29 protein-coding genes and 2 pseudogenes are annotated in these 23,681 nt (G+C 36.7%); 24 read left to right on the top strand and 7 right to left on the bottom strand.

What is annotated here, in order from left to right; all coding sequences use genetic code 11:
• Positions 1–155 precede the first annotated feature (155 nt).
• From MWJ95_RS09550 to MWJ95_RS09540, 3 genes are read left to right on the top strand one after another with little or no spacing between them, the layout of a single operon-like run.
• Entirely contained in the window at positions 156–794 is a 639-nt protein-coding gene (locus tag MWJ95_RS09550) for a bifunctional transcriptional activator/DNA repair enzyme AdaA (protein ID WP_249105188.1), read from the top strand.
• Positions 778–1,311, top strand: a complete 534-nt coding sequence (gene adaB / locus MWJ95_RS09545) for a methylated-DNA--[protein]-cysteine S-methyltransferase (protein ID WP_249073615.1) — start codon at positions 778–780, stop codon at positions 1,309–1,311. Before MWJ95_RS09550 ends, adaB begins: the two co-directional genes overlap by 17 nt.
• A gap of 14 nt (positions 1,312–1,325) precedes the next feature.
• Entirely contained in the window at positions 1,326–2,144 is an 819-nt protein-coding gene (locus MWJ95_RS09540) for an SPL family radical SAM protein (protein ID WP_249105186.1), read from the top strand.
• Positions 2,145–2,419: 275 nt separating this feature from the next.
• Here the strand turns inward: MWJ95_RS09540 and MWJ95_RS09535 are convergent, their stop codons facing one another.
• A complete protein-coding gene (locus MWJ95_RS09535) occupies positions 2,420–3,103 on the bottom strand; it encodes a DNA alkylation repair protein (RefSeq protein WP_249105184.1) in 684 nt (227 codons plus the stop codon).
• A 324-nt stretch (positions 3,104–3,427) separates the two neighbouring features.
• Here MWJ95_RS09535 and MWJ95_RS09530 point away from each other — a divergent pair, with 324 nt between their 5' ends.
• The gene (locus MWJ95_RS09530) at positions 3,428–4,336 is read left to right on the top strand and encodes an NAD(P)H-dependent flavin oxidoreductase (protein ID WP_249073617.1); all 909 of its coding nucleotides are present in this window, start codon (positions 3,428–3,430) and stop codon (positions 4,334–4,336) included.
• 100 nt (positions 4,337–4,436) lie between these two features.
• On the opposite strand, the gene MWJ95_RS09525 is transcribed toward MWJ95_RS09530, so the two are convergent.
• Positions 4,437–5,408 carry a DUF1385 domain-containing protein gene (locus tag MWJ95_RS09525; protein ID WP_374110126.1) on the bottom strand — a complete coding sequence of 324 codons (972 nt, stop codon included), beginning with the start codon at positions 5,406–5,408 and terminating at the stop codon, positions 4,437–4,439.
• A 132-nt stretch (positions 5,409–5,540) separates the two neighbouring features.
• On the opposite strand from MWJ95_RS09525, the gene MWJ95_RS09520 reads away from it, so the two are divergent.
• The 5 genes from MWJ95_RS09520 (at position 5,541) to MWJ95_RS09500 (ending at position 9,309) form a co-directional block, all read left to right on the top strand.
• On the top strand, positions 5,541–5,966 hold the full coding sequence (locus MWJ95_RS09520) for a hypothetical protein (RefSeq protein WP_249073619.1): 426 nt from the start codon (positions 5,541–5,543) through the stop codon (positions 5,964–5,966).
• 60 nt (positions 5,967–6,026) lie between these two features.
• The gene (aroQ, locus tag MWJ95_RS09515; RefSeq protein ID WP_249073620.1) at positions 6,027–6,461 is read left to right on the top strand and encodes a type II 3-dehydroquinate dehydratase; all 435 of its coding nucleotides are present in this window, start codon (positions 6,027–6,029) and stop codon (positions 6,459–6,461) included.
• A 2-nt stretch (positions 6,462–6,463) separates the two neighbouring features.
• Positions 6,464–7,525, top strand: coding sequence for a M24 family metallopeptidase (locus tag MWJ95_RS09510; RefSeq protein WP_249073621.1), 1,062 nt, complete (start codon positions 6,464–6,466; stop codon positions 7,523–7,525).
• A 17-nt stretch (positions 7,526–7,542) separates the two neighbouring features.
• On the top strand, positions 7,543–8,100 hold the full coding sequence (gene efp / locus MWJ95_RS09505) for an elongation factor P (protein ID WP_249073622.1): 558 nt from the start codon (positions 7,543–7,545) through the stop codon (positions 8,098–8,100).
• A gap of 201 nt (positions 8,101–8,301) precedes the next feature.
• The gene (locus MWJ95_RS09500; protein ID WP_249073623.1) at positions 8,302–9,309 is read left to right on the top strand and encodes an NAD(P)H-dependent flavin oxidoreductase; all 1,008 of its coding nucleotides are present in this window, start codon (positions 8,302–8,304) and stop codon (positions 9,307–9,309) included.
• A gap of 319 nt (positions 9,310–9,628) precedes the next feature.
• Here the strand turns inward: MWJ95_RS09500 and MWJ95_RS09495 are convergent.
• Together MWJ95_RS09495 and MWJ95_RS09490 are read right to left on the bottom strand one after the other, a co-directional pair.
• Positions 9,629–10,045 (bottom strand): annotated as a pseudogene (locus tag MWJ95_RS09495) (transposase); the annotation flags it as partial.
• Positions 10,046–10,212: 167 nt separating this feature from the next.
• A pseudogene (locus MWJ95_RS09490) lies at positions 10,213–10,374 on the bottom strand (IS5/IS1182 family transposase); the annotation flags it as partial.
• Between the two features lie 377 nt (positions 10,375–10,751).
• Between MWJ95_RS09490 and MWJ95_RS09485 the strand changes: the two are divergent.
• The 9 genes from MWJ95_RS09485 (at position 10,752) to MWJ95_RS09445 (ending at position 16,927) form a co-directional block, all read left to right on the top strand.
• A complete protein-coding gene (locus MWJ95_RS09485; RefSeq protein ID WP_012295089.1) occupies positions 10,752–10,961 on the top strand; it encodes a hypothetical protein in 210 nt (69 codons plus the stop codon).
• Positions 10,962–10,965: 4 nt separating this feature from the next.
• Positions 10,966–11,343 carry a hypothetical protein gene (locus MWJ95_RS09480; protein WP_249073624.1) on the top strand — a complete coding sequence of 126 codons (378 nt, stop codon included), beginning with the start codon at positions 10,966–10,968 and terminating at the stop codon, positions 11,341–11,343.
• Between the two features lie 12 nt (positions 11,344–11,355).
• Entirely contained in the window at positions 11,356–12,267 is a 912-nt protein-coding gene (locus MWJ95_RS09475) for a stage III sporulation protein AE (protein WP_249073625.1), read from the top strand.
• Position 12,268: 1 nt separating this feature from the next.
• Positions 12,269–12,412 carry a hypothetical protein gene (locus MWJ95_RS09470; RefSeq protein ID WP_166672062.1) on the top strand — a complete coding sequence of 48 codons (144 nt, stop codon included), beginning with the start codon at positions 12,269–12,271 and terminating at the stop codon, positions 12,410–12,412.
• Positions 12,413–12,474: 62 nt separating this feature from the next.
• On the top strand, positions 12,475–12,894 hold the full coding sequence (locus MWJ95_RS09465; protein WP_249073626.1) for a hypothetical protein: 420 nt from the start codon (positions 12,475–12,477) through the stop codon (positions 12,892–12,894).
• Positions 12,895–13,452, top strand: coding sequence for a SpoIIIAH-like family protein (locus MWJ95_RS09460; protein ID WP_249073627.1), 558 nt, complete (start codon positions 12,895–12,897; stop codon positions 13,450–13,452).
• A gap of 201 nt (positions 13,453–13,653) precedes the next feature.
• Entirely contained in the window at positions 13,654–14,160 is a 507-nt protein-coding gene (gene accB / locus MWJ95_RS09455) for an acetyl-CoA carboxylase biotin carboxyl carrier protein (protein ID WP_249073628.1), read from the top strand.
• Positions 14,161–14,173: 13 nt separating this feature from the next.
• Entirely contained in the window at positions 14,174–15,532 is a 1,359-nt protein-coding gene (gene accC, locus MWJ95_RS09450; RefSeq protein WP_249073629.1) for an acetyl-CoA carboxylase biotin carboxylase subunit, read from the top strand.
• 459 nt (positions 15,533–15,991) lie between these two features.
• Positions 15,992–16,927 (top strand): hypothetical protein, encoded by a 936-nt coding sequence (locus MWJ95_RS09445; RefSeq protein WP_249105182.1) that lies wholly within the window; start codon positions 15,992–15,994, stop codon positions 16,925–16,927.
• A 417-nt stretch (positions 16,928–17,344) separates the two neighbouring features.
• Here MWJ95_RS09445 and MWJ95_RS09440 read toward each other — a convergent pair whose 3' ends face one another.
• Positions 17,345–17,653, bottom strand: a complete 309-nt coding sequence (locus tag MWJ95_RS09440) for a hypothetical protein (RefSeq protein WP_249073635.1) — start codon at positions 17,651–17,653, stop codon at positions 17,345–17,347.
• A gap of 390 nt (positions 17,654–18,043) precedes the next feature.
• On the opposite strand from MWJ95_RS09440, the gene MWJ95_RS09435 reads away from it, so the two are divergent.
• From MWJ95_RS09435 to MWJ95_RS09425, 3 genes are all read left to right on the top strand, one after another.
• Positions 18,044–18,226, top strand: coding sequence for a hypothetical protein (locus tag MWJ95_RS09435; protein WP_249073636.1), 183 nt, complete (start codon positions 18,044–18,046; stop codon positions 18,224–18,226).
• Between the two features lie 206 nt (positions 18,227–18,432).
• Positions 18,433–18,594: a hypothetical protein gene (locus MWJ95_RS09430; RefSeq protein ID WP_249105571.1), complete on the top strand. Its 162-nt coding sequence runs from the start codon at positions 18,433–18,435 to the stop codon at positions 18,592–18,594.
• Between the two features lie 184 nt (positions 18,595–18,778).
• On the top strand, positions 18,779–19,147 hold the full coding sequence (locus MWJ95_RS09425; RefSeq protein ID WP_249105180.1) for a hypothetical protein: 369 nt from the start codon (positions 18,779–18,781) through the stop codon (positions 19,145–19,147).
• A gap of 311 nt (positions 19,148–19,458) precedes the next feature.
• Here the strand turns inward: MWJ95_RS09425 and MWJ95_RS09420 are convergent, their stop codons facing one another.
• Complete coding sequence (locus MWJ95_RS09420) at positions 19,459–19,611, bottom strand: hypothetical protein (protein ID WP_249105179.1); 153 nt, start codon at positions 19,609–19,611, stop codon at positions 19,459–19,461.
• A 470-nt stretch (positions 19,612–20,081) separates the two neighbouring features.
• Between MWJ95_RS09420 and MWJ95_RS09415 the strand changes: the two genes are divergently transcribed.
• Positions 20,082–20,492 carry an Asp23/Gls24 family envelope stress response protein gene (locus MWJ95_RS09415; RefSeq protein ID WP_249073638.1) on the top strand — a complete coding sequence of 137 codons (411 nt, stop codon included), beginning with the start codon at positions 20,082–20,084 and terminating at the stop codon, positions 20,490–20,492.
• Positions 20,493–20,547: 55 nt separating this feature from the next.
• On the opposite strand, the gene MWJ95_RS09410 is transcribed toward MWJ95_RS09415, so the two are convergent.
• A complete protein-coding gene (locus MWJ95_RS09410) occupies positions 20,548–21,717 on the bottom strand; it encodes an MFS transporter (RefSeq protein ID WP_249073639.1) in 1,170 nt (389 codons plus the stop codon).
• 613 nt (positions 21,718–22,330) lie between these two features.
• Here MWJ95_RS09410 and nusB point away from each other — a divergent pair.
• Both nusB and folD read left to right on the top strand, forming a co-directional pair.
• Positions 22,331–22,711, top strand: coding sequence for a transcription antitermination factor NusB (gene nusB / locus MWJ95_RS09400; RefSeq protein ID WP_249073641.1), 381 nt, complete (start codon positions 22,331–22,333; stop codon positions 22,709–22,711).
• Between the two features lie 33 nt (positions 22,712–22,744).
• Positions 22,745–23,611 (top strand): bifunctional methylenetetrahydrofolate dehydrogenase/methenyltetrahydrofolate cyclohydrolase FolD, encoded by an 867-nt coding sequence (folD, locus tag MWJ95_RS09395; protein ID WP_249073642.1) that lies wholly within the window; start codon positions 22,745–22,747, stop codon positions 23,609–23,611.
• Positions 23,612–23,681: the final 70 nt, after the last annotated feature.

Raw genomic sequence — 23,681 nt, 5'->3', positions numbered from 1 at the left:
CTAAACTTCTCCGATTTCTCTATGTTTTGGGGTTGGAGTTTTACAGCCCGTTAATGCGGGATAAAAATTAAACTTCAATATCTTGCTATTTCATTCCCAGAACTATACATTCTGAATTCATAGGAAGTATATTGTAAGAAGAAGAGGTGAGATAAATGCCGGATAGTATCAAAAATGGACATAAAGAGAGTCATGATTTTAGAATGTTGAATGATGTTGAAATGATCACAGATGAAAAGTGGCAAGCCATACTAAATAATGATGCAGCGTACAATAATCAATTTTTCTACGCTGTAAAGTCGACAGGGATATTCTGTAAACCATCCTGTAAATCTCGCGTTCCGAAAAAAGAAAATGTATGCATTTTTCCAAACGCAGCACAAGCTCTTCGCGCAAATTTTCGCCCTTGTAAACGTTGCAAGCCTACTAATGAAAATTTGCCTGATAGCGAGTGGGTTGATTTAATTACACAATACATTGATCAAAATTTCACAGAAAAATTAACGCTAGAATCGTTAGCAACTATTTGTCATGGAAGTCCGTATCATATGCATCGAACATTTAAAAAGATTAAAGGCATTACGCCGGTTGAGTATATACAACAAGTTAGAGTAAACGCCGCTAAAAAGTATTTGATTCAGACAAATAAAACGATAGCAGATATTGCCATATGTGTGGGTATGGCTAATGCCCCTTATTTTATCACGTTATTTAAAAAGAAAACGGGACAGACACCGGCACAATTTCGTCAAATGAGTAAATTGGAGGAAAAGTACAATGGAAACAAAGAATAAACCTACCCTTTATTGGTCTTTACTAAAGTATAAAGATTGGCATTTTTATCTTGCTTGCACTCAAAAAGGGCTTGTGTTTGTAGGTTCACAGAACAAACCATTCGAGGAATTATTCGAATGGGCTAAGAAACGTTTTCCAGGAAGTCCATTTGTTGAAGATGTTGAAAAGCTTGAACCCTATGTTGTTGAAATCACACAGTACCTAGAAGGAAAGCGAAAAACCTTTACTGTTCCATTTGAGTATGTAGGTACGCAATTTCAGTTAGCAGTGTGGCAGGCACTTTGTGAAATTCCTTATGGACAGACGAAATCCTATTCTGACATTGCCAATGATCTAAATAAACCAGCAGCTGTTCGTGCTGTGGGCGCAGCTATTGGGGCTAATCCGGTATTAATTACTGTTCCGTGCCACCGTGTAATAGGAAAGAATGGCTCATTAACTGGCTATCGGGGTGGATTAGAAATGAAGACACTGCTCTTGGATTTGGAAAAACGTGCTTCATGTAGCAATGAGTAAATGGAGGTTCCGTCATGAAAAGTGAATTATTTTATAAAAATCCGAAAACCATTTTGAATAAAGGGACTGGCTTTCTTTCTGGCTATACACATTCACTAAATCCTTACACAGGCTGCTCATTTGGATGTTCCTATTGTTATGTACGCGAAATGCCAGTAGCTCTTTTTCGAGAAGGGGAATGGGGAAATTGGGTCGATGTTAAAAGCGGAGCTGCGAATTTATTAAAAAAGGAGCTTCATCGCGCCAAAACCAAAGGGAATGTAACGATTTTTATGTCATCAAGTACAGACCCGTATCAACCTATAGAGCAGAAGGAAAAGGTGACGCGATCTTTACTAGAAGTTATGGTAGAAGACCCTCCTGACTTCCTATTAGTACAGACTAGAAGTCCGCTAGTAAGTCGAGATATCGATTTGCTGCAACATTTTAAAGATAAAGTTCGAGTAAGTATGACAATTGAGACAGATTCGGAAACGATACGCAAATATTTTACGCCAAAGGCACCCCCAATCCAGTCACGTTTTAAGACGTTGGAAAAATTAGCAGCAGCGGGAATACCGACCCAAGTTGCTATAGCCCCCATCTTACCGAGTGGGGAATATTTTCCTGTGAAATTAAAGCCATTTGTCGATCGGATATGTATCGATGACTACTTCATGGGCGATGGCAGTGGTGGAAAACGCACAAGCAAACTTGGTATGGAGAAAAAGTATGCCCAACTTGGTTTAGAAGAATGGTATGGACCACATGTAATTGAAAAAGTATATAACCGATTTATTGAAATCTTTCCGGAAAATCAAGTTTATGTGAGCCAGGCTGGGTTTGAGCCGTGAAAAATAGGAAGTGATAGCATGTATGAAAAGTAGCTGAAAATAGAAAAAAGACATTCACCCTGATAGGTGCCGATATACATCCGTATCAAAGTAATACACCGGGTATTTTTGGTGGATATCGACCGAGTAAATTATATGGAAGATTAGATTGTCCCTCTGCGCTTAGAGCTATAGCAAAAGGGGGATACGTTAAACATCGTGTCACGAGAATCGCAGTGATATATACCCGTACATTTTTCATGTTGTTTCAATTTCATTAACCTCTTTACTTCTCCTTATCTCCGTTTCATACTGCGGATAAGACTTTTTGTTTCTTTATCCACACGATTAGATTCTGTAATTTTTTGCAAGGCTTTATTATATGTAAAATCATCGAGCGTGTTGTTTCTCAAATATTCCATTGTTGGACCGGGAAGTTTCACATAACAGATAGAGACAGCCCACGCCACAGCCATTTTGGCATAAAACCCTTCATGCTTTACACGATCCAGGAGCTTGAGTACCCTTTCGATGTATTCGGTCTCAATATAATAGTTTAGGAGCATAACCACTCCAAAGCGTATCTCATATTCATTCTTAGAAGAAAGATAGGGCTGTAAAAACGCCCATACACGCTCTTTATTTTCCTTTGTAGATTTAAGACCTGTACAAAAGCTGTCACATACCGACCAATTATCAATTTTTGGTAAGAACGAGGCCACGTAAAACAGGCGTTCTTCAATATCTGTCTTAATATAGCCAATAACCATACCTTGCAGTATGATTTCCTCAAAATATTCATCTTTTGCAGTTTTAAGGTACGTTCGCCAATCACCCTTTGCAATTTTTTTAGCTATTTTACGAAGCTCTGGTAGCCGAACACCTAATACATTGTTAATTGTAGGTATAAGTGCGGCAGAAAATTTTTGATAGTCTGTATCAATGAGTTCAAATATTTGTTTTCTAATTATTTTTTCCATGGGCTCTCCTATTTGTATAATTTCTTTACCTTTCCTATTTGACAACCTTACTATAACTGATTATTTTCTGTAAAAGCCAAGAATTGAATATAACAGCAAGATATCGAAACAAAAGGGTCATTACTATTTGCGTTAAATGCTTTTTTGCAATATATCTTTCTCTTAATGGTTGGAGTTGGTTTATTACTTGGAACAATCTTTACCGACAAGCAGGTAGGAGTTATTTCAACGGAAGATGCGAGCTCACAATTAATAATTGATGTTATGTAGTAGGATTTTCAGGAAGTATTGGCGAAATGTTATAAATATAAAGGGGGAGGTTGTATGTCAAGATTACCAATTATCGTAGCTCCGATGTTTTTAGTTTCTAATCCTAAGATGGTTATTGAAGCTAGTAGAGCAGGGGCTATCGGATCTTTTCCACTATTAAATGCGAGACCCGCTTCAGCTTGTGCTGAGTGGCTTGAAGAAATAAAAAAAGCGTTACCTACAGAGCCATGGGCAGTTAACTTTATTTGTCATCCTGTTGCGAATACACGTTTTGAAGAAGATTTGCAGTTAATTGAACAATTTCAGCCACCAATTGTCATAACGTCACTTGGTAATCCAAAGAGAGTGATAGACATTGTGCATGGCTATGGAGGAAAGGTTTATGCAGATGTTGCGAACGTCAAGCATGCCGAAAAGTCTGCTGCAACGGGTGTAGACGGACTAATCCTTGTTTGTGCAGGTGCCGGTGGGCATGGCGGGCAACTGAATCCATTTGGCTTTGTATCTGCTGTTAAGAAATTCTTCAAGGGGACAATCATTTTATCGGGCTCTATCTCTAGCGGTGCTGACGTACTAGCTGCTCAAATAATAGGAGCGGATTATGCCTATATGGGTACACGTTTTTTAGCTTGTGATGAAGGAAATGCACCAGAGGCGTATAAACATATGGTAATTGAAAGTGATACCTCTGATATTTTATACACCGATGCTTTTAGTGGTGTCCATGTGAATGTATTAATTCCATCCTTATTAAAGGAGGGCATTGATCCAGCAACTTTGAAGCCAAGAGAGGATGTTGATTTAACACATCTTGTTAATGTCAAAGCATGGCGAGATATTTGGTCAGCCGGACATGGTATCACCAATATTGTCAAACAAGAGTCCGTTCGAGAAATATTCATCACATTGGAAGAGGAATACGAGCAAGCAAAGCAGCAAATAACTTCTGTACAGCCATCGTAAAAATTATAAAAAAGGGCAAGTCCAACCAAAATGCAGTTGGGCTTGCCTTTTAACTTCTTATCGATTGTAGACTCAATGATGCCGAGATATCATACATTTTTTAATCGTGATTCAATGTAGCTGCGATTTCTGGCTGTTGCTCAACTTGTAACAGCATATTGAAAGACGCGATGGCTACTTCTACTTGGTCATCCTTAGGCTCACGAGTTGTCAGTAATTGTAGCCATAAGCCTGGATAACCAAGGAAGCGTAATACTGGAATATTACGACATGCATTTGTTGCTTGAAGTACTTCAAATGATATACCAAGAACGACTGGAATTAATAGAATACGGTCCAAAATGCGTAACCAAAGTGGATCAGTTGGTACGAAGAAATATAAAAACATGCCGACAAACACAGTGAACAGCATAAAACTACTACCGCAACGATAATGTAAGCGTGATTGTGCTTGTACATTTTCAACGGTTATTTCCATACCAGCTTCATAGCAATTTATAACCTTATGTTCAGCACCATGATATTGGAATACTCGTTTAATTAGTGGAGTTAAAGAGATAAAATATAAATAGGTAAGTAATAAAATTAGCTTAATGCCACTTTCAAGTAATATTTGACCAGTTTTGCCTTCTATCCATTTAGAGAAAAAATCTGCAATAAATACTGGAATTAATGTAAAGGCAAATTTACCAAATAAAAAGGAAAGAATACCTACAACTGCAACTCCTAAAATCATTTGAAGCTTCGAGCCTTCCTCTTTATGATCTTCTTCTTCGCCAGGTGTAACGTCGTAACGGTCACCTGAAAATTGCATATGGCGAGAGCCTAAACCAGCGGATTCAATCAGTGCCACAACGCCTCGTACCAATGGAATTTTTTTTAGTTTTTGTAAAATAGGATTTTGAACTTTTTTGAAATGATAATAATCAATGGAATCATCGTTACGGCGAATAGCAGTAATCGTATGTTCCTTTCCTCCGAACATTACACCCTCTAATTGTGCTTGTCCCCCGTATACAGGTGAATTGCTCAAGGCTAACACCACTCTCTTTATATATTTCAACTGTACCATTGTACTAAATTTAGTGAAAAACCTCTAGAGTTACGCATAGTAAAATTTCTATATGGTTACACTAATCGTACAATTAAGGAAATGATTTACGTTAGAACATAAACTCGTGGTACAGGTTAGGAGGACTTTTTCTTGAAAGTAGCTAGTATAACATCACTCATCAGCGCAATTGTTTTAGCATTGTGTTTAAAGGGACTTCATTACTTTCACCTCATTAAATGGAATCCAATAGGTTTTTATAAGAAGTGGGATTTGTTCGAGGGTAGTTCCAAACTATTTCAATGGAGCTTTCTTATCTTAGTATTATTTCTTATTGGATTTTTATTATATATTACGTTGAGATATGTCTATATTATTCCAGCTGTGCTGTCTTCCTTTTTGCTTGGCCTTTTTGTGTCAATGACATTAGAATGGATTGTTCTTGATTTGCCTTTACAATCTTCTTCCTTTAAAAAACTATCGATCCCTTTCATGGTCATTATTATTTGTCTATTACGTTTCTTGCTTGAAACGGCTAATTTTCATCAGAAGGAGCACACAGCACAAAAAGGAAATTAGTTGCTGTATGCGCCTTCTATGATAAAATAATGGCAAGTACATAGAAAGAGGCGAATATGCGTGAAGTTATTATGTTTGAATGGACCTAACTTAAACCGACTAGGGAAAAGAGAGCCACATATTTATGGTAATGAGACATTAGAAGATGTGAAAAATAATATTCAGAATCTTGCGGCGTCTTTAGGTGCCACTGTCGAGTTTCGTCAATCTAATCATGAAGGGGTGCTTGTTGATTGGGTGCATGAAGCGGAGGACGAAAAATATGATGGTATAATCTTTAATCCCGGTGCATATACCCATACAAGCATTGCGTTACATGATGCAATTGCAGGGATTTCTGTGCCGGTTATAGAAGTACATATTTCCAATATCCATAAACGTGAGGCTTTCCGTCATCATTCTTATCTCGCTCCGGCATGCCTTGGTCAAATTAGTGGACTAGGTACGAAAGGCTATGAACTGGCACTACGCACATTTATCGAGAGGGAGAATTGATTATGTTGAAATTACAAAAGCTACGTAAGGCACTTCAGGAACAAAACATCGACGGCATTTTAATTACGAACGAGTACAATCGTCGCTATATGACTGGTTTTACAGGGACTGCGGGCGTAGCGATTGTGTCTCAAAATGATGCTGTATTTATTACGGATTTTCGTTATACAGAGCAAGCAGCTGCGCAAGTACAGGACTTCCGAATTGTCAAGCATGAGGCGACGATCATTGAAGAAATTGCAACGCAAGTAAAAAACATGGGTATCAAATTATTGGGCTTTGAGAAAGATACTGTTAGCTTTGGAACATATGAGCTGTATAAAAATAAAATTCAAGCTGATTTAGTACCGATTTCTGGGCTAATTGAAAAAATTCGCTTGATTAAGACGCAACAAGAGATTAATATTATTAAGGTTGCGTGTGAAATTGCTGATCACGCATTTACACATATCTTAAACTTCATCAAGCCAGGTAAAACAGAGCTTGAGGTTTCGAATGAATTAGAATTTTTCATGCGTAAACAAGGAGCAACTCAATCTTCGTTTGATACAATTGTTGCGTCTGGTCTTCGCTCAGCTTTACCACATGGTGTTGCAACGAATAAAGTGATTGAAAAGGGCGACTTTGTCACATTAGACTATGGAGCGCTTTACAATGGCTATATCTCGGATATTACACGTACGGTGTCAGTTGGTGAGCCATCTGAAAAATTAGTGGATATGTACAACGCAGTACTTGCTTCCCAACTTTTAGCACTTGAAAAGGTTGGCCCAGGCTTAACAGGGATTCAAGCAGATGCGATTGCACGTAACTACTTAAGAGAAAAAGGCTATGGCGAGGCATTTGGACATTCATTAGGACACGGGATTGGTCTTGAAGTACATGAAGGCCCTGGCTTATCGGTGCGTTCAGAAGCGGTGCTAGAGCCAGGTATGGCCGTAACGATTGAACCAGGAGTTTACTTACCTGAAATCGGTGGTGTACGTATCGAGGACGATATTTTAATCACAGAGACAGGTAATGAGCTGCTAACTCATTCGTCAAAAGAACTTATTATTTTATAAACTTTGGAGGAACACAAATGATTTCAGTAAACGATTTCCGTACAGGTCTAACAATTATTGTAGATGGCCAATTATATCGCGTGTTAGATTTCCAACACGTTAAACCAGGTAAAGGTGCTGCGTTCGTGCGCTCTAAACTACGTAACCTACGTAACGGTTCAGTAAATGAAAAAACTTTCCGTGCTGGTGAAAAAGTTGAAAAAGCACAAATTGATAATCGTAAAATGCAATACCTTTATGCACAAGGTGACGAGCATGTATTCATGGACTTAGAATCATATGAACAAACTGAACTTTCTTCAGATGCAATTGAATATGAATTAAAATTCCTAAAAGAAAACATGGAAGTGCATATCCAATCTTACCAAGGTGAAATGTTAGGTGTTGAATTACCAAACACTGTTGAGTTAGAAGTAACAGAAACAGAGCCTGGTATTAAAGGTGATACAGCTTCTGGTGGTACAAAACCTGCAACTCTTGAAACAGGTCTTATTGTACAAGTACCATTCTTCGTTAACCAAGGTGACATGTTAGTGATCAATACGGAAGAAGGTTCTTACGTTTCTCGTGCGTAATGAATAAAAATATCCAACCTACTCTTTTCTTACAAAAGGGTAGGTTTTTCTTTATACATATAAAGCTAAAGAGATCGAACTTTGTGACATTTGATAGAGATATAACAACTTTTTTTTACGAGTATAAAAATTTGTTTCTATCATTTGGTACATGGTCATAATTGGAAGAATTGTTTACAATAATAGTAAGGAGTGAATGCTATGTTACAAACAACATTTGATATACCAAATTCAATCATACAGGCACCAATGGCTGGTGTAACTACGCCAAAATTTGTTGCTGCCTGTGCAGAGGAAGGTATTTTAGGCTCAATTGGAGCGGGCTATTTAGACGGCGAGCAGACGAAAAACTTTATTCAGGAAGTTAAAAAGCTAACGAAAAAGCCATTTGCTGTTAATTTATTCGTACAAGAAGAGCCGCGTATTGATATCGATGTACTTCAAAAAGCTCGAATGGCTTTACAACCGTTCTATGATGAGCTTGGACTTTCACCTGTACAGAGTGTCATGTCCAAGGAAGTATTTAAAGATCAAGTGCAAGCTGTTATTGATGAAAATGTGGCCATTTGTTCCTTTACATTTGGACTGCCTTCTGAAGAGGTCATTCAGCGTTTAAAGGATAACAATGTTTATCTTATTGGAACAGCTACTACCTTAGAGGAAGCAAAGCGTGTAGAACAAGCAGGCATGCAAGCTGTTGTCCTTCAGGGTGGTGAAGCTGGTGGTCATCGTGGTTCCTTTACAGAACCAATGCAATTAGTTGATTTGCATAATTTACTTCAGCAAGTAGTAGGACAAATTTCCATACCGATTATTGCTGCTGGAGGCATTGTTACAAAGGAAGATGTTAGCAAAGCACTAGCAATGGGTGCTCAAGCGGTTCAAGTTGGAACAGCCTTATTAGTAGCAGATGAGTGTGAAATTTCATCTCTCTATAAAAATGCCTTGCTTGAATCGAAAGCACAGCAGACGACGATTACGCGTGCTTTTTCTGGTAAACCAGCAAGAGGCTTAGCAAATGATTTTACGGAGCGTATGAAGGATGCTGTTGTTGCACCTTATCCATTGCAAAATGATCTAACGTCAACTATTCGTAAAGAAAGTGCAAAACAGGGTAAAGCCGGTTATTTATCAATGTGGATGGGAGAAAAGAGCTATTTAGTGAAACAACCAGGGACTGTGAAAAGCATCATTGAAAAGTTACTTTAACTTCATTCAGCAATTTTATAACAGATATTTTGTGTCAGCTAAAGAAGTCAATACAGTTTTAAGGTAATCTTCAGCGGGGATTCAAACATCCGCTGAATTAAAAGAACTCAGTCATTACCATGTCCTGTGGCAATAACTGAGTGACCAACAACACGTTGGCATAATGCCCCCGGCTGATTCCAGACGCCATTATGCCAAGGCATTACTGGTTTCAAAAAAATACGAAGATCTCTATATGTAGGTATGAGGGCACTAAAAAACTTACTTTTTAATCAGATAAATTAAGGCACTTCTTGTTCAATTTTGAACAGGAAGTGCCTTATTTCTGTCTTATTTCTTCATTATTTTCGTTTAGTAGCTTTAAAATCCGTTTAAAATTAACAGCGAATATCGTTGTGATACCATGAATATTCATGCTAAATAGACCCACAGTCGATGCCGTATCATACCCGTGCCCGTTGTTTAATTCACTATTCTTCTCTTCTATTTTGCAGCGATTTGTGGCTAACTGCTTAAATACTTCTCGTTCGGCATGTGTATCCGATTTAATTGTGACAGAATGCGTTTGACTCTTTGCGCCTTCTTTTTTACAGCCCTCTTTCATTGGACATAATTTGCATTTTTCGATATCAAAATAATATGTCTGACGTTGACTCTTACTCGTTCCTTTTTTACCCGTACGAGCTTTTCTTGTCGAGAGATGACCGGCCTTATATACAAACATTCCAACATCTTTTTATGATACATTGCGTTGTTTGGAGAAGCATCGCTCGACTCCTGCGGGAAAGCGAGGCAGACGGACCCCGCACGAAGCGAAATGTAGGAGGAGGCTCGGCGCTCGCCCGCGGAAAGCGAGCGGAATGCTTCGGAAAACAACAAAAGATGTTAATTGCAATTTTATTCAAACAAAAGCATGCGAATTGGAGGAATGGCATTACGTCCATTGTCTAAACAATATTCTGTTCTTAACTCTTCTATCTGGCGAAGTATATTATCTTTTAGCACAACAATATCGTAATTCGCCATGTATGGACTAAAATTAAGGGTTTCTTGATTTGAAATCATCGAGGGCACCATTTGCACATTAATTCTTTAATTCTTTTATTATAAAAGGAAAGTATGACTGAAAATAATAGTATGATACATTGCGTTGTTTGGAGAAGCATCGCTCGACTCCTGCGGGAATGCGAGACAGACGAGACCCCGCACGAAGCGAAGCGTAGGAGGAGGCTCGGCGCTCGCCCGCGGAAAGCGAAACGGAATGCTTCGGAAAACAACAGTAGAATCACAGTGCCAAAAGAAAAAAGCAAGGTATTCAATGATTTAATCTTGAATATCTCGCGAAATGAGAAGATATGGACTTTTTCAGTGCCCTCCGTATGTATGGAGGTCTTTTTTTTTTGGTAGCAACATATATTGCTGTACACGAGGGGGCGTATGAAATGGAATTACAAGACGTATTAAGAGTCGCTGGAGTGGGACTAGTAGTTGCGCTTCTTCATGTCTTCTTTGATCAAACAGGAAAGAAAGAATTTTCATTCTTCCTATTTTTCATTGCTTACTTATATATGACAGCGGAATTACTGCGATTTTTACGTCTATTTTTCAATGAAATCCTTACATTCTTCCAATGGCTGACCTCTTCTGGGTAGGTAAATGGAAATTGTCATCATTGCTGTTGTCATGCTGCTTTTATTATTGCTTATAAAAGAAGTCATACAGCCACTCCATGCGCTAATTAGTGTAATGTTTTCGTTTTTGTTATTCGGTATGTTGTTTTCGACACTCCTGTTGCCATTCATCAAGCAATTGCTTGAGACATTAGCTTTTTTGCCGTACGCGAAAGCAATTGTAGTCAGTGCTAGCCTTTTTTATATAGGGCAATGGGTGTCTGTTTTACTTGTAGAACAAAACTATAAAGTACTCGGACATATTGTCTATGATGGCGTCAAGATTGTTATATTGTTGTATTGGTTTAAGGAATTTTTGGCTGTTTTACAGGAGGTGTCGGCCATTTTACAACGGCTAAACTAAGGGGCGAAGACATTGCTAGAGCAAATATTTTCGTTTTTAACGGATCCATTCTTTCTATTGCTGAAGATGACGCTTATTTTGTGTGGCTATGTCATTATTATTTTGATTGTCAATATGATTTTACCAGATTTTGAAAAAGGGACAAGGATACTTTTTTTTCTGATTGTACTGGCAACTATAGGACCAGTCGTAGTGAATTCATTTAAATTAATAGACGAAATAGCACAAGGACTTGCTCATCTATTTACTGCATTTTATCCGATCCTTACTTCAAGCTTTCTTTTATCAAGCAGTATTACAGCAATAGCTTCTTGGCAGCCTTTTTTACTTTTTTTTGTACAAGTCTTAACAGTAATTAGTAGTAAATGGCTTATACCTGGAGTACTTTTCGCCATTGTTTTTGACGTTTGCAGTGTCATTGTCAAAGAAATTTCGTTTACGAGAATAGCTGAATTGATACGTTTTACCATTATGAGCATCGTCTCGGCATCTGTTATTTGTTACATCATTTTAATGTCGGCAAGTGGTGTAGCCGCCTTTAGTGTCAATGCAGCTGTTGCGGAGCCTGTAAAGAAATTAATAGAGGAAAATATTCCGGTTGTAGGTTCCTTTATAGTAGATAGTTTTTCGATGTTCCAGCATATGACACAGTTTTCCTCATCTATTAGTAGTATTTCTGCTTTTATAGCCGTTATTACCGTGTCGTTTATTCCAACAGTTCAGCTTGTTGTTAGTGCGTATTCGTTGAAAATGTTAGCGGCTATTTTAGAACCAATTGCGTTTGATGATATTTGTAAACTACTCGATCATGTTAGTAAATCTCTATTTACATTATGTGCTGTATCATTTCTAATTGCTTTTTCATTTATGTTTTCTTGTTTATTCCTCATCGTTTTTGTGCAAGTTATGGCCGGGGGGAGATAGATTGATTCTTTTATTGGCAATGCTCTTTATCTGTCAGATATTTGTGTTTCTAACAGACGATAAAGAAATAATTTCACTTACAAAGCTTGTTATTACGTTAGTATTTTTGCAATTGCTATTAAAGATTCCATTTATCAATTCATAGGAGGAAACAAGCGTACATACACTTGAAAAAGAGAAGATGAAAGGAGGCAATGTACAAGTGATGTGGAAAAGACACGAAAAAAAACAACGTCATTTATAGTCTTAATGCTTATCGCTGCCTCCGTAGGAATTTTCATCATTTTACCAATGTATCAAACGAGTACAACGAATGGGCAAGTAACATCGAAGACCAATGAAGAAAAACTTGAGCAGACACTAAAGGCTATGAAAGGTGTTGGGGAGGTTAAAGTCTATTTTTATTACGGAGATATGACAGATAAGACGGATGACAATCAACTATTCAGTCAATATTTTCGAGGCACTGAACAAGGCACGAAAGAAGTAACAGGGATGCTAATTGTTTCAGAAGGAGCATCAGATATCTTTGTGAAAAATGAAATTCGTGCTGTAGTTAGTCAAGTAATGCAATTGCCGATTCATCGAATTATTATCGTTCCAATGGAGAATAAGGAGGAAAAGTAAATGCGCGTACGTAGAAGAACAGTTTGGTTTATGACATTATTAAGTCTAGTAGCGGTTATTTCAGTGTATTATTTGGTTGATCCAGCAAAACAATTTAATGGACTAACTATTTTCACAGATGACACATTACAGCAAACTGCGGTTACGGGTGTGACTGACAAAGAAGCAACGAAAGAGGGAGAGACGAAGGAAGTATCTTCTCCAAGTCATTTATTTGAAGAAATGCGCATGCAAGTTAGTGATGAAAGAAGCAAGCTTCGTTCGCAATTAGAGCAGAAAATCGGTTCCAAAGATTACACAGCAGAAGAAAAAAGTAAGGCGTATAACGATATGGATAACCTTATAAAACAAGAATCCTCTGAAGCAATGTTAGAAATGCTTATTAAATCTTCAGGTTACTCCGATGCGTTTGTACGAGCAGATGGTGATAAAATACAAGTAACTGTTATGGCAGAGGAACTATCAAAAGCTCAAGCAAATGAAATTATCTATTTAGTAAAAACAGAGATGGAAGGCGCAAATGACGTCATCGTAAAATTTAGTGCAAATAACTATTAAAAATTTAAAGATAAATAGGAATTTTCTGTGTATTAAATCACTATTGTTATATATCAGTATAATGAAAAGGCTTTCGTTTATTAAAGGAAAGCCTTTTATTTTGTTCATATTTACTTAATTTGCATTTAAGTATTTCAAATTGTTCGAAAAAAATATAAAATAGTGCTTGTAGTAGATTTTATTTCATAAGGAGAGTTAGAAATGTTCAAAATTCAAGAAATTCGTGAAATTATTAAATTAGTAGATTCTTCTTCAATTGACGAGTTCGTTTATGAAGTTGATGGCGCAAAAGTTAAATTAAAAAAGAATGGTGTTGTTGTTACTGAAACTGTAGCACCTAAAAAAGAAGTTGTTGCACCTGTTGTACAACAATCTGCACCAGCAGCAGCTCCTGTAGCACCAGCTACTTCAGCTCCTGAAAAAGCTGAGGAAGCACCAGCTGCGGCACCAGCAAATAACGACCCATCGTTACATAAAATTGTGTCTCCGATGGTTGGAACTTTTTATCAATCTCCAAATCCTGATTCACCAGCTTACGTTAAAGTGGGGGACAAAGTTGGTAATGAAACAATCGTATGTATCGTAGAAGCTATGAAACTATTCAACGAAATTGAAGCAGAAGTTCAAGGGGAAATCGTTGAGGTACTTGTTAAAGACGGTGAATTAGTAGAATACGGTCAACCATTATTCCTTGTAAAAGCTGAGTAAGGAGTGCACAATCATGAAAAAAGTTTTAATTGCAAACCGCGGCGAAATCGCTGTGCGAATCATTCGTGCTTGTAAAGAGTTAGGCATTCAATCTGTTGCTGTATACTCAGAAGCAGACGCTGACGCATTACATGTGAAATTAGCAGACGAAGCATATTGTATCGGACCAAAGCTATCAAAAGATTCATATCTTAGCTTCCCGGCTTTACTTAGCGTAGCAGAAAAAACTGGTGCAGACGGTATCCACCCAGGTTACGGTTTTGTATCTGAAAACGCTGACTTCGCTGAGGCTTGTGAAAACGCAGGCATTAAGTTCATTGGACCTTCATCAGATTCTATTAAAATTATGGGTATTAAAGACGTTGCACGTACAACAATGGAAGCAGCAGGTGTTCCACTCGTTCCGGGTACTGGTATTGTTCCAGATATCGAAACAGGTAAAGAGTGGGCTGCTAAAATTGGTTACCCAGTAATCATCAAAGCAACTGCTGGTGGTGGCGGTAAAGGTATCCGTGTCGCTCGCACAGAAGAAGACCTTGTAAAAGGCATTGAAATTACGCAAAAAGAGGCTGCTGCAGCATTCGGTAACCCTGGCGTATATTTAGAAAAATTCATCGAGTACTTCCGTCACTGTGAAATCCAAGTATTAGCAGATAGCTATGGTAACGTTGTACATTTAGGTGAACGTGACTGTACAGTTCAACGTCGTATGCAGAAATTAGTAGAGGAAGCTCCATCTCCAGCGCTATCTTCTGAGCGTCGTGCAGAAATGGGTGCCGCTGCCGTGAAAGCTGCTCAAGCTTGTAACTATGAAGGTGCCGGAACAATCGAGTTTATTTATGACTATCAAGAAGATAAATTCTACTTCATGGAAATGAACACTCGTATTCAAGTAGAACACCCAGTAACTGAAATGATTTCTGGTGTAGATCTTGTACAACAACAATTAAAAATTGCATCTGGTGAAAAACTTCCTTTCACGCAAGATGATATTCAATTAAATGGTTGGGCAATTGAATGCCGTATTAACGCAGAAAATGCTTATAAAAACTTTATGCCATCAGCTGGTACTGTAGATACTTACGTAACTCCAGGTGGCTATGGTGTACGTATTGACTCTGCTGTATATGCTGGCTATACAATCCCACCATACTATGATTCAATGGTTGCAAAACTAATTGTTCATGCCAATACACGTGAAGAAGCGATCGCGAAAATGAATCGTGCGCTTAGCGAATTTGAAGTATCTGGTCCTGGGATCAATACAACAATTCCATTCCACCAAGCATTGATGAACAATGACGTTTTCAAATCAGCACAATTCAATACGAAGTTCCTAGAAGAGAATGATGTTTTGGGGACAAGCAAGTAGTTGATCTGTGGATTTAGGGAATAGAATACATTTCAAATATCGCAATAAAATTACCTTCTAACATTCAATTGTTAGGAGGTTTTTTATTTGTTTAGAAAAGGTCAGCGTACAGGAGGGGCAGTTGTGAAAGTGAATTAAAAAGGACTTGCATAGATGAAGATAATTCATACATGCAAGTTCTATCCTTTTAAGCCTCCGAAAGCACTATAATATCACTAAGTCTTTTACTACAAATCGGAGGATAACATTCCATATACACTACTATCTGTATCCTAATAGTAGTGGTACAGTACATAAAAGTATCATTAGCTATAAAGCATCTTATGTATCAGTGCAGCGAGGTTTGACATGTTCTGAACCCTATGTAGATAATATGATGAAATGGTAAAAAGAGAGAATAGGTGAATGCCCTTTGTAATTCTTGAAAGGAAAAATAAAAAGAAGGGGTTGTAAAGTATAATGGAAAAGGATCAAAGTCAATACATAGAGCAATGCATTATTAATTACGAGGAAATTGTAAAAGATGCAAAAGAAGGAGCTACACAAGATCATGAATTGTTAGAGGAAATTACTAAGTCAATGTCATTTGGACTGATAAAAACCAACTACGATATATGGTTAGATGAATGCTTGATACATCAAGACTGGCAAAAGTTGAATAATTTGATTTTCCAGGAAATGCGTTATCAATTACTACCGGGATGCAGTGGAGGGTATGATCATTGTAACAACACCTTACATATTTTAGAGGCATTCGCTTGCGGGGATAACGAAACAATGGAGCGCATTCTTCCATCTGAACTGGGGCTAACTAAAAATGGTTATCCATTTTATGTTGTGATGAGCAATCTCCTGAGGGCGATGTGGTATAGAGATGAAATACTGTTGCAAAAAGCGCTCAATGCTGCTGAAAAATTTGTTGGTTTAAATAAACCGCAATGGGAACGTTCAGGAGCTGCATTTCTGTTAGCTTTACACAAAGAAGATATCGAGGCAATGGGGGAACATTTACAAAATTTGTGTTCAGGATACATGCGTGCCGATTTCAGTAAAGCGATGAAACAGCTATGTGTGCCTGCACATGGTCTTTATTGTTTGGCACAAAATTTATTACCCGCACAAATATTTCAACAGATAAAAATGCCGGAACACAAGAACTTTTCTAAAGGATTTGCGAATTGGAGAATCGAAAATCCACAACCTCTATTAACATTATACTTTGTGTATCCGGCGCCTCTGGAAGTCCTTAATAAAATTTTTATGGCTCCAGTTGCAAAAAGCATTATTTCACAACCATATCTTCATAGCGATAATTCTTATCATTCTCCGCAATTAAAGAAAAAATGGTTTCTAGATGAGGCAGCGATGCTAAAATCCTTTGTTGAAAATATGTAAACTTTATTATCCTAACAAGCATTGATGAACATTAAATCTTTAAATTAGTGCAATTCAGTAAGGTGTATCAACTTGCGCAATAGTTGTCAGCTAAATAGAATTAGGAATAAAACAAGACGGAATATCCAATTTTTAGACCCTTTAACGAAACTGATGCGTTAGGGGGTCTTTTTTGTGCGTAAAAATTTCGAAATAGGCAATATCTATCGCATTAAAAACGTCCTAAAAATGAAATAATGAACTGCTAATAACAGCAAACAATTGACGTTAATTCGGCGCTAATTATCTTTAAAGAACAAATGCGCTTATCGGGAACGTAAACAAACGATTAAAGAATACGACTAATCGTTGCGCTAATAATGGCCGTTGAAACCTAGGTGCGCCAATGCTTAGTTTTATCTAATAGCCTCTGTTTCTTTAATAAAATTTTGAAATAGTCTTACAGTATTCTTCTAACTCACTTAATGTAAATAGTAATGTAATAGGGAAATCATTTGAAGTTTCTTTTGAATATGTTAAATGAACAACAGCATATTTGTTTAGCTTTTTAATCCAAAAAATAACATCATCATTATCTTCTCTTCTAGCCATTGCTACAGCTTCTTTTCCGTAGAGAATGTGTGTTAGTGAAAGTTCTTTCTCTAACTCTTTCGTTAAGGATTCTGACATACTTGTTGAAATCAACCACCAGGGATCGTTTATAAAATTTTTTAATTTTTCTCGCATTTTAGATGATCACTTCCAATTAATTAATTTTCTAAACTTAATTCAACGTTTTATATTAATATTCCTTTTTGTGACTAAATAGTTGAATGAGGAAGATTTTCCAGAAGTAAGCCTTGAAGAACATACTAACAACTCATCGAATTGCCTTTAAATGATCGCCTAAATCAATAGTAAGACAGCGTGGATCCATCTTGGGAAATATTTAAATGTTTTTACAGATGATCTTATCTGAAAACAGTACTATGCTTGAATATTAGTAATAAGGAAGCATTATGCCTTTATTTCGCCTTTTTACGTGGTTAAAATCGGTTTTAAATCGCCAGTCGACGTATTTATCATCTTTTGTGTTTCGAAGCTTAAACAAACGGAATTATAAGGGGATTAAATGGAATGAATATTGCAGTTAGTATTGTTAATATCCAACGCAAACTACTCGAACGGACTGGGCGTAAAACAGACGTATATTACAGCGAAGGTCAAGGTTCCTTATATGTATTCATGGGAGAACCTTTAACGTTCAACAACGTAATTTACGCAGCATCCGAAATCGAGCTAATGATGAACTTGGAGTGAACAAATTTTAGGGAATCGTTAAAAATGCACGAAAAGCAAGCTCGGCGTTTTTTGAAAATAAACAATCGTTTTAGTTTAACGGACACCAGTGCCCGGTTACCTCTCGAATTTAGCCTTTTATGAAGTATGTAATTTGGATATGTTATAATCAAAAGTATGAAGAAATCTATACCAAACGTGCAGTGTTAAATGAAATAGGGGGACAGATGATGGATAATCAATATGTCGTAGGCTGGGGTACATTAGCGTTAATCAATGCTGCACTTGCACAAGGGAAGAATAGAACGGGGTTAAATTGGTTTTTACTTTCTCTTGTGTTAGGTCCACTGGCAACACTAATTTTGTTATTTGTTGAAAAGAGACAGTAACACTATATATTCACAAAGTTAATGGCTGGTTTCGTAAAGATTGTTGCTCTTCAACGAACGGGGAGGTTAGTTCAATAAGAATTAGAAATAAAAAAATACAGCATATTGAAAAAACAACCTTATAGTGTAAAATTACACTATAAGGTTGTTTTCCTTATCAATTTAATATGGGGGTATATATAAATTGAAGAGGTTTATTATAAGTATTTTGTCTTTATTTCCAGTTCCTTTCTTATTTCATTTTTACGAATATAATAGTCACCTTGCTAGGCAACACGCTCATTTTTTGTTTCCGGTATTTCTAGTGTTCATAATTGTTGTTGGTATGTCATCGAGAAACATTAAATTTCCTTTGTTTTTTGGCTTGAATTTTATTATGACCGTTATTTCTTTGATATTTGGCTATTTTTTTATAGTTGATGATGGAGGTTGGTTTAAACCTTTTGGCAGAGATGCTGCCATTATATTTGTTTCAATTATTTATATTTTAGGGCAATTAATTATAAGAGTATTTAGCAAGCAAGGACATACTAACAGCCAAAGTAATAAGTAAATATGAAACGAAAAGAAGTAATTTTTCGTTATGATGTATTTCAAATATATAAACTGTTTAATTTTTCCAAATCAATAATGTTTGTGAAAGAATGTACTTAAACGAATGGGCAGTTTAATGTAAGAAAAGACTGGATGTTCGATTAAGAAACTAATATAAAAGCCGCTTGTTGATTTATCGCCTAACTTTTTAAATTTATCGCCATCATGACTTTCAGACCGGTTTTGTTTGCTAAAGTGCATTGAATCTGCTATTTATTTAAATTTGCTAGAATTAAGATCATGCGCACAAACCTAGAATAACTGTTCAACTTATTCGCTTGTATTGTCTTCTTTTTCTCGATTGTTCTTCTTCAATATATCAATAATTTCTTTATTTTGTTTACGAATATCTTTCAAAATTCTTTCTATTGCTAAACCTGTATAAACTAAAAGTAGCACTAATATAAATATAAAAATATCCATATTGTTCAATTCCCCTTTCCTGATTAAAACTACATATATAGTGAATTATAGCTTATTATGATTGTTCGTTGGAAATATAATGGAAAGATATGAAATATTTTGATGCATTATCGAAAGTCGTAAGTGATAAAATCAACGTCAGGTTTCCTGGTGAAAAATGGCTAGTAGGGAGGACTCCCTCTAATTAAATTTGGTAAATTTACTAAGAGGGACAGTGAAAAATATATTTGTCAGGTAGCGGCTATTTTCGCTTTTCATTTTTATCGAGAGGTTATTTGAGTTTATCGACTAACTTTGTTAATTTATCGACTAAAATTTTGGATTTATCACCCAACTTTTTAAATTTATCGACATAAACATGTCCTAAATAAATTAAATCGGCTTTACGGCGCCAAACTTTCCTTTTTATAGTATAATAAGCGTAAGTACAGCATTTGTTTGTGATGTGTAAGGGAAAGGATGATATTTGTATGGCAGAGAAAGTAGGACAATCTTTCGTACAACCAACGCCTTCTGGTAAAGAAGAACTTGGGAAAATTGAAGTAGCAGCTGAAGTAATTGAGGTTGTTGCGGGAATCGCAGTGAACGAGGTAGAAGGAGTCGCTGCAACTCGTGGTAATATTGCTACAGGCGTAGTTGAACGCTTTGGTAAAAAAGTTCACAATAAGGGTATTAAATCGGGTGTTACTGAAACTGGTGAGATCGCCATTGATGTATTTTGCTCTGTGAAATACGGTTATACAATCCCAAAAGTAGCGAAGGAAGTACAAACTCAAATTCGCCAAGCGATTTTTAATATGACAGCACTTGAAACAGCAGAAGTGAATGTACACATTACAGGTATTCACTTTGAAAAAGAAGAAGTAGCTGCACAAGAATAAAAAGAAGGGTTGCCTAGGCAACCCTTCTTTTTATATGAAATGTTACACAACTTTATTAGATGTCGATATGTTTTGGCTTTCTCCAGAACAAAGCGAGTATTACACCGATTGTTAAAACAATTGTCGCAAAATAATATGGATAGTTTAAATTTATATCGAACAATACCCCGCCTAAAATAGGACCGAAGATATTACCAAGACTTGTGAACATAGAGTTCATGCCACCAACAAATCCTTGTTCATTACCGGCAATTTTCGATAAATAAGAGGTAACGGCAGGACGTATTAAATCGAAGCCGACGAAAATAAAGAATGTGACAAACAGTATTGCGAAATAGTGACTAACTATAGTCATCGCGAATGTTAAAACAGCAGATAGGATGAGTGAATATCGGATAAGATTAATTTCGCCCATTTTTTTAGTCAGGCTATCGAATAGCACTAACTGAGCAATGGCCCCGACTACTCCACTTCCCGTAATAATAATTGCGATATCTGAAGGGCTAAATGCGAATTTATGATCCACAAATAGGCTGAATAACGACTCAAATGCAGCTAAACCAAATGATAATACGAAAATAAGCACGAACGGAATAAGGTAGAGCGGGCTAAAAATACGCTTCACGCTGCCTAAAATTGAAGGTGCAGACTCTTCATCATCTGAAGCACGTGTCGGCTCCTTTAGTAATAGTATTGACAAGATAGCTGCTGAAAATCCAAGAATACCAGCGGCGTAAAACGGTATGCGAGTTCCGATTTCTGCTAAAAATCCACCGATTCCAGGTCCGATAATAAAGCCAGTACTAATCGCTGCACTCATATAACCCAATGCTTTTGAACGTTGTGATATTGTTGTAATATCAGCGATATATGCAGTTACTGCCGGCATGATGAAGGCAGCACTTACACCACCTAGCATACGTGAGATAAATAGTATTTCAACTGTACGTCCAAGTCCGAATAGCAGCTCTGAAAAACCGAAAATAAAAAGACCCGCAATGATCATAATTTTTCGACCGATATTATCTACCATTTTACCGGCAATCGGTGAGACAATCAGTTGTGTAATAGCAAATGCTGCCACCATATAACCAACGACTGAGCCTGAAATTTTTAGCTCATTCATGATTGTTGGTAGTACAGGTATGACTAAACCAATACCTAAAAAGGCAATGAATAAATTTGATAATAAAATACTTAAGGTTAAAATTTGCTTCTTATTCATTTTTTCTCCTTTGATACATGAATCTAAATCTACTAGAATATTTCCAAGTAATACAATAAACCCTATAGTAACTATAGGGTCAAAAGATTTGTTTTAATTTTTATCAATTTTTTTATAAGTGTGGAAGTATTAGTTCGCAATTATACAAGGTGGTATAATTGTTTTTGAACAAAAAGTTGCATGTGTTTATTCATAAAATGTACATACTACTATTAGCTAAAGAAGTTTCGTATGGCATCAAAACGAATTTTATGTTTACATTCCTCGCAGTAAAATAGTTGGGATTTACGTTCTTTGAATTGCTTATATTGTTCTTCACCTTCGTATAACTTGAATGGTCTTTTACAGCTTGTACATGTAACTTTATAATGCATATATAACACCTCATAAGATAAAATCATTTCCCTAATTATAACATTCTTGTTATTTAAACAATAATGGTGGATTGCTAATTTCAACATATTTTTTAGTAAAGTTAATTGCAGGGAGTTAAAATAAGCAAAAACTTGCTTGAAAAAGGTATCAGATTATTTAAAACTTGTTTGAATTCGTGTTTCTCGTACGAATTTATGCTATTATAAACCTTAATGCCACTTAAGAAGGAGAGCTTTACATGAAACGACATGAGGCACGCGAAAAAGCGTTGCAAGTTTTGTTTCAGCTAGACAATACTGAACTAACAGTAGAAGAAGCAATGGGCCATATTAAAGGTCAACCAACAAATGTCTTCTACGAAAAGATTGTTACTGGAACAGTTGAACATTTAGAGGAAATTGATGCTACTTTAGAGAAGCATCTTGAAAAGTGGTCACTTGCCCGTTTACCGAAGATTGAAAGAACGGTTTTACGTCTAGCTGTATACGAAATTTTATACATGCCAGAAACACCAAAAAGAGTAGTACTTAATGAAGCAATCGAGTTATGCAAAACATTTGGAGACGAAGGCTCGTCGAAATTTGTTAATGGCGTACTTTCTAAATTTACAGAACAATAAAATGTGTTGAATTGGAAGGAGTAACTAAGGTCTATGTCAAGTGCAATTATTAATGGTAAAGAAATTGGTCAAGAAATTCGTAATTCAGTAGCAGAGCGAGTAACGCGTTTAAAAGAGCAAGGATTAACACCAGGCTTAGCGGTTGTTTTAGTAGGAGACAACCAAGCCTCAGCTACATATGTGAGAAATAAGCAAAAATCTTGTGAAGCAATAGGTATGTTTTCTGAGCTAATCAAACTACCAGAAGAAACTACACAAGAAGCGTTATTAGCACAAATTGAATTATTAAATAATCGTGAAGATATTCATGGTATTTTAGTACAATTACCACTCCCAAAACATATTGATGAGGATACAGTTATTGCTACAATTGCTGTTGAAAAAGACGTTGATGGCTTCTCACCAGTAAGTGTAGGGAAAATGATGCTTGGCCAAGAAACATTTTTGCCTTGTACACCGTTTGGCGTAATGAAGCTTCTTGAATATTCAGGAATCGAAATAGCAGGAAAGCATGCGGTCATCGTGGGTAGAAGTCATATCGTTGGGAAACCGATGGGACAACTTCTACTACAAAAGGATGCAACCGTTACATATACGCATTCCAAAACACCAGATTTACCTGCATTCACGAAACAAGCAGATATTTTAATTGCGGCTGTTGGACGTGCAAACTTTATTACGAAGGAGCATGTTAAAGAAGGCGCAGTTGTTATAGATGTTGGCATTAATCGTGATGAAAACAACAAGCTTTGCGGTGACGTAAACTTTAGTGAGGTCGATGGTATTGCTTCTCACATTACACCAGTACCAGGCGGTGTAGGACCTATGACAATTACTATGTTATTATTCAACACAGTTCAAGCAGCAGAAAATAAGCTTGCACATACAGTTAAGTTATAATTTTGAATGACTCTTTAGTTTGCCAAAAAAGCTATCTCACTATTTTTATTGAGATAGCTTTTTTGCATTA

It is taken from the genome of Lysinibacillus sp. Bpr_S20, from assembly GCF_023337835.1.
Classification (GTDB): Bacteria; Bacillota; Bacilli; order Bacillales_A; family Planococcaceae; genus Lysinibacillus.
Note: the sequence above shows the minus strand (reverse complement) of the source record. Positions and strands in the feature narration are given on the sequence as shown.

Excerpts from the sequence above, each read along its gene's own strand:
- MWJ95_RS09550 (WP_249105188.1), top strand. The coding sequence starts at position 156 with ATGCCGGATAGTATCAAAAATGGACATAAAGAGAGTCATGATTTTAGA.
- adaB (WP_249073615.1), top strand. The coding sequence starts at position 778 with ATGGAAACAAAGAATAAACCTACCCTTTATTGGTCTTTACTAAAGTAT.
- MWJ95_RS09540 (WP_249105186.1), top strand. The coding sequence starts at position 1,326 with ATGAAAAGTGAATTATTTTATAAAAATCCGAAAACCATTTTGAATAAA.
- MWJ95_RS09535 (WP_249105184.1), bottom strand. The coding sequence starts at position 3,103 with ATGGAAAAAATAATTAGAAAACAAATATTTGAACTCATTGATACAGAC.
- MWJ95_RS09530 (WP_249073617.1), top strand. The coding sequence starts at position 3,428 with ATGTCAAGATTACCAATTATCGTAGCTCCGATGTTTTTAGTTTCTAAT.
- MWJ95_RS09525 (WP_374110126.1), bottom strand. The coding sequence starts at position 5,408 with ATGGTACAGTTGAAATATATAAAGAGAGTGGTGTTAGCCTTGAGCAAT.
- MWJ95_RS09510 (WP_249073621.1), top strand. The coding sequence starts at position 6,464 with ATGTTGAAATTACAAAAGCTACGTAAGGCACTTCAGGAACAAAACATC.
- efp (WP_249073622.1), top strand. The coding sequence starts at position 7,543 with ATGATTTCAGTAAACGATTTCCGTACAGGTCTAACAATTATTGTAGAT.
- MWJ95_RS09500 (WP_249073623.1), top strand. The coding sequence starts at position 8,302 with ATGTTACAAACAACATTTGATATACCAAATTCAATCATACAGGCACCA.
- MWJ95_RS09485 (WP_012295089.1), top strand. The coding sequence starts at position 10,752 with ATGGAATTACAAGACGTATTAAGAGTCGCTGGAGTGGGACTAGTAGTT.
- MWJ95_RS09480 (WP_249073624.1), top strand. The coding sequence starts at position 10,966 with ATGGAAATTGTCATCATTGCTGTTGTCATGCTGCTTTTATTATTGCTT.
- MWJ95_RS09460 (WP_249073627.1), top strand. The coding sequence starts at position 12,895 with ATGCGCGTACGTAGAAGAACAGTTTGGTTTATGACATTATTAAGTCTA.
- accB (WP_249073628.1), top strand. The coding sequence starts at position 13,654 with ATGTTCAAAATTCAAGAAATTCGTGAAATTATTAAATTAGTAGATTCT.
- accC (WP_249073629.1), top strand. The coding sequence starts at position 14,174 with ATGAAAAAAGTTTTAATTGCAAACCGCGGCGAAATCGCTGTGCGAATC.
- MWJ95_RS09445 (WP_249105182.1), top strand. The coding sequence starts at position 15,992 with ATGGAAAAGGATCAAAGTCAATACATAGAGCAATGCATTATTAATTAC.
- MWJ95_RS09440 (WP_249073635.1), bottom strand. The coding sequence starts at position 17,653 with ATGCGAGAAAAATTAAAAAATTTTATAAACGATCCCTGGTGGTTGATT.
- MWJ95_RS09435 (WP_249073636.1), top strand. The coding sequence starts at position 18,044 with ATGAATATTGCAGTTAGTATTGTTAATATCCAACGCAAACTACTCGAA.
- MWJ95_RS09430 (WP_249105571.1), top strand. The coding sequence starts at position 18,433 with ATGATGGATAATCAATATGTCGTAGGCTGGGGTACATTAGCGTTAATC.
- MWJ95_RS09420 (WP_249105179.1), bottom strand. The coding sequence starts at position 19,611 with ATGGATATTTTTATATTTATATTAGTGCTACTTTTAGTTTATACAGGT.
- MWJ95_RS09415 (WP_249073638.1), top strand. The coding sequence starts at position 20,082 with ATGGCAGAGAAAGTAGGACAATCTTTCGTACAACCAACGCCTTCTGGT.
- MWJ95_RS09410 (WP_249073639.1), bottom strand. The coding sequence starts at position 21,717 with ATGAATAAGAAGCAAATTTTAACCTTAAGTATTTTATTATCAAATTTA.
- nusB (WP_249073641.1), top strand. The coding sequence starts at position 22,331 with ATGAAACGACATGAGGCACGCGAAAAAGCGTTGCAAGTTTTGTTTCAG.
- folD (WP_249073642.1), top strand. The coding sequence starts at position 22,745 with ATGTCAAGTGCAATTATTAATGGTAAAGAAATTGGTCAAGAAATTCGT.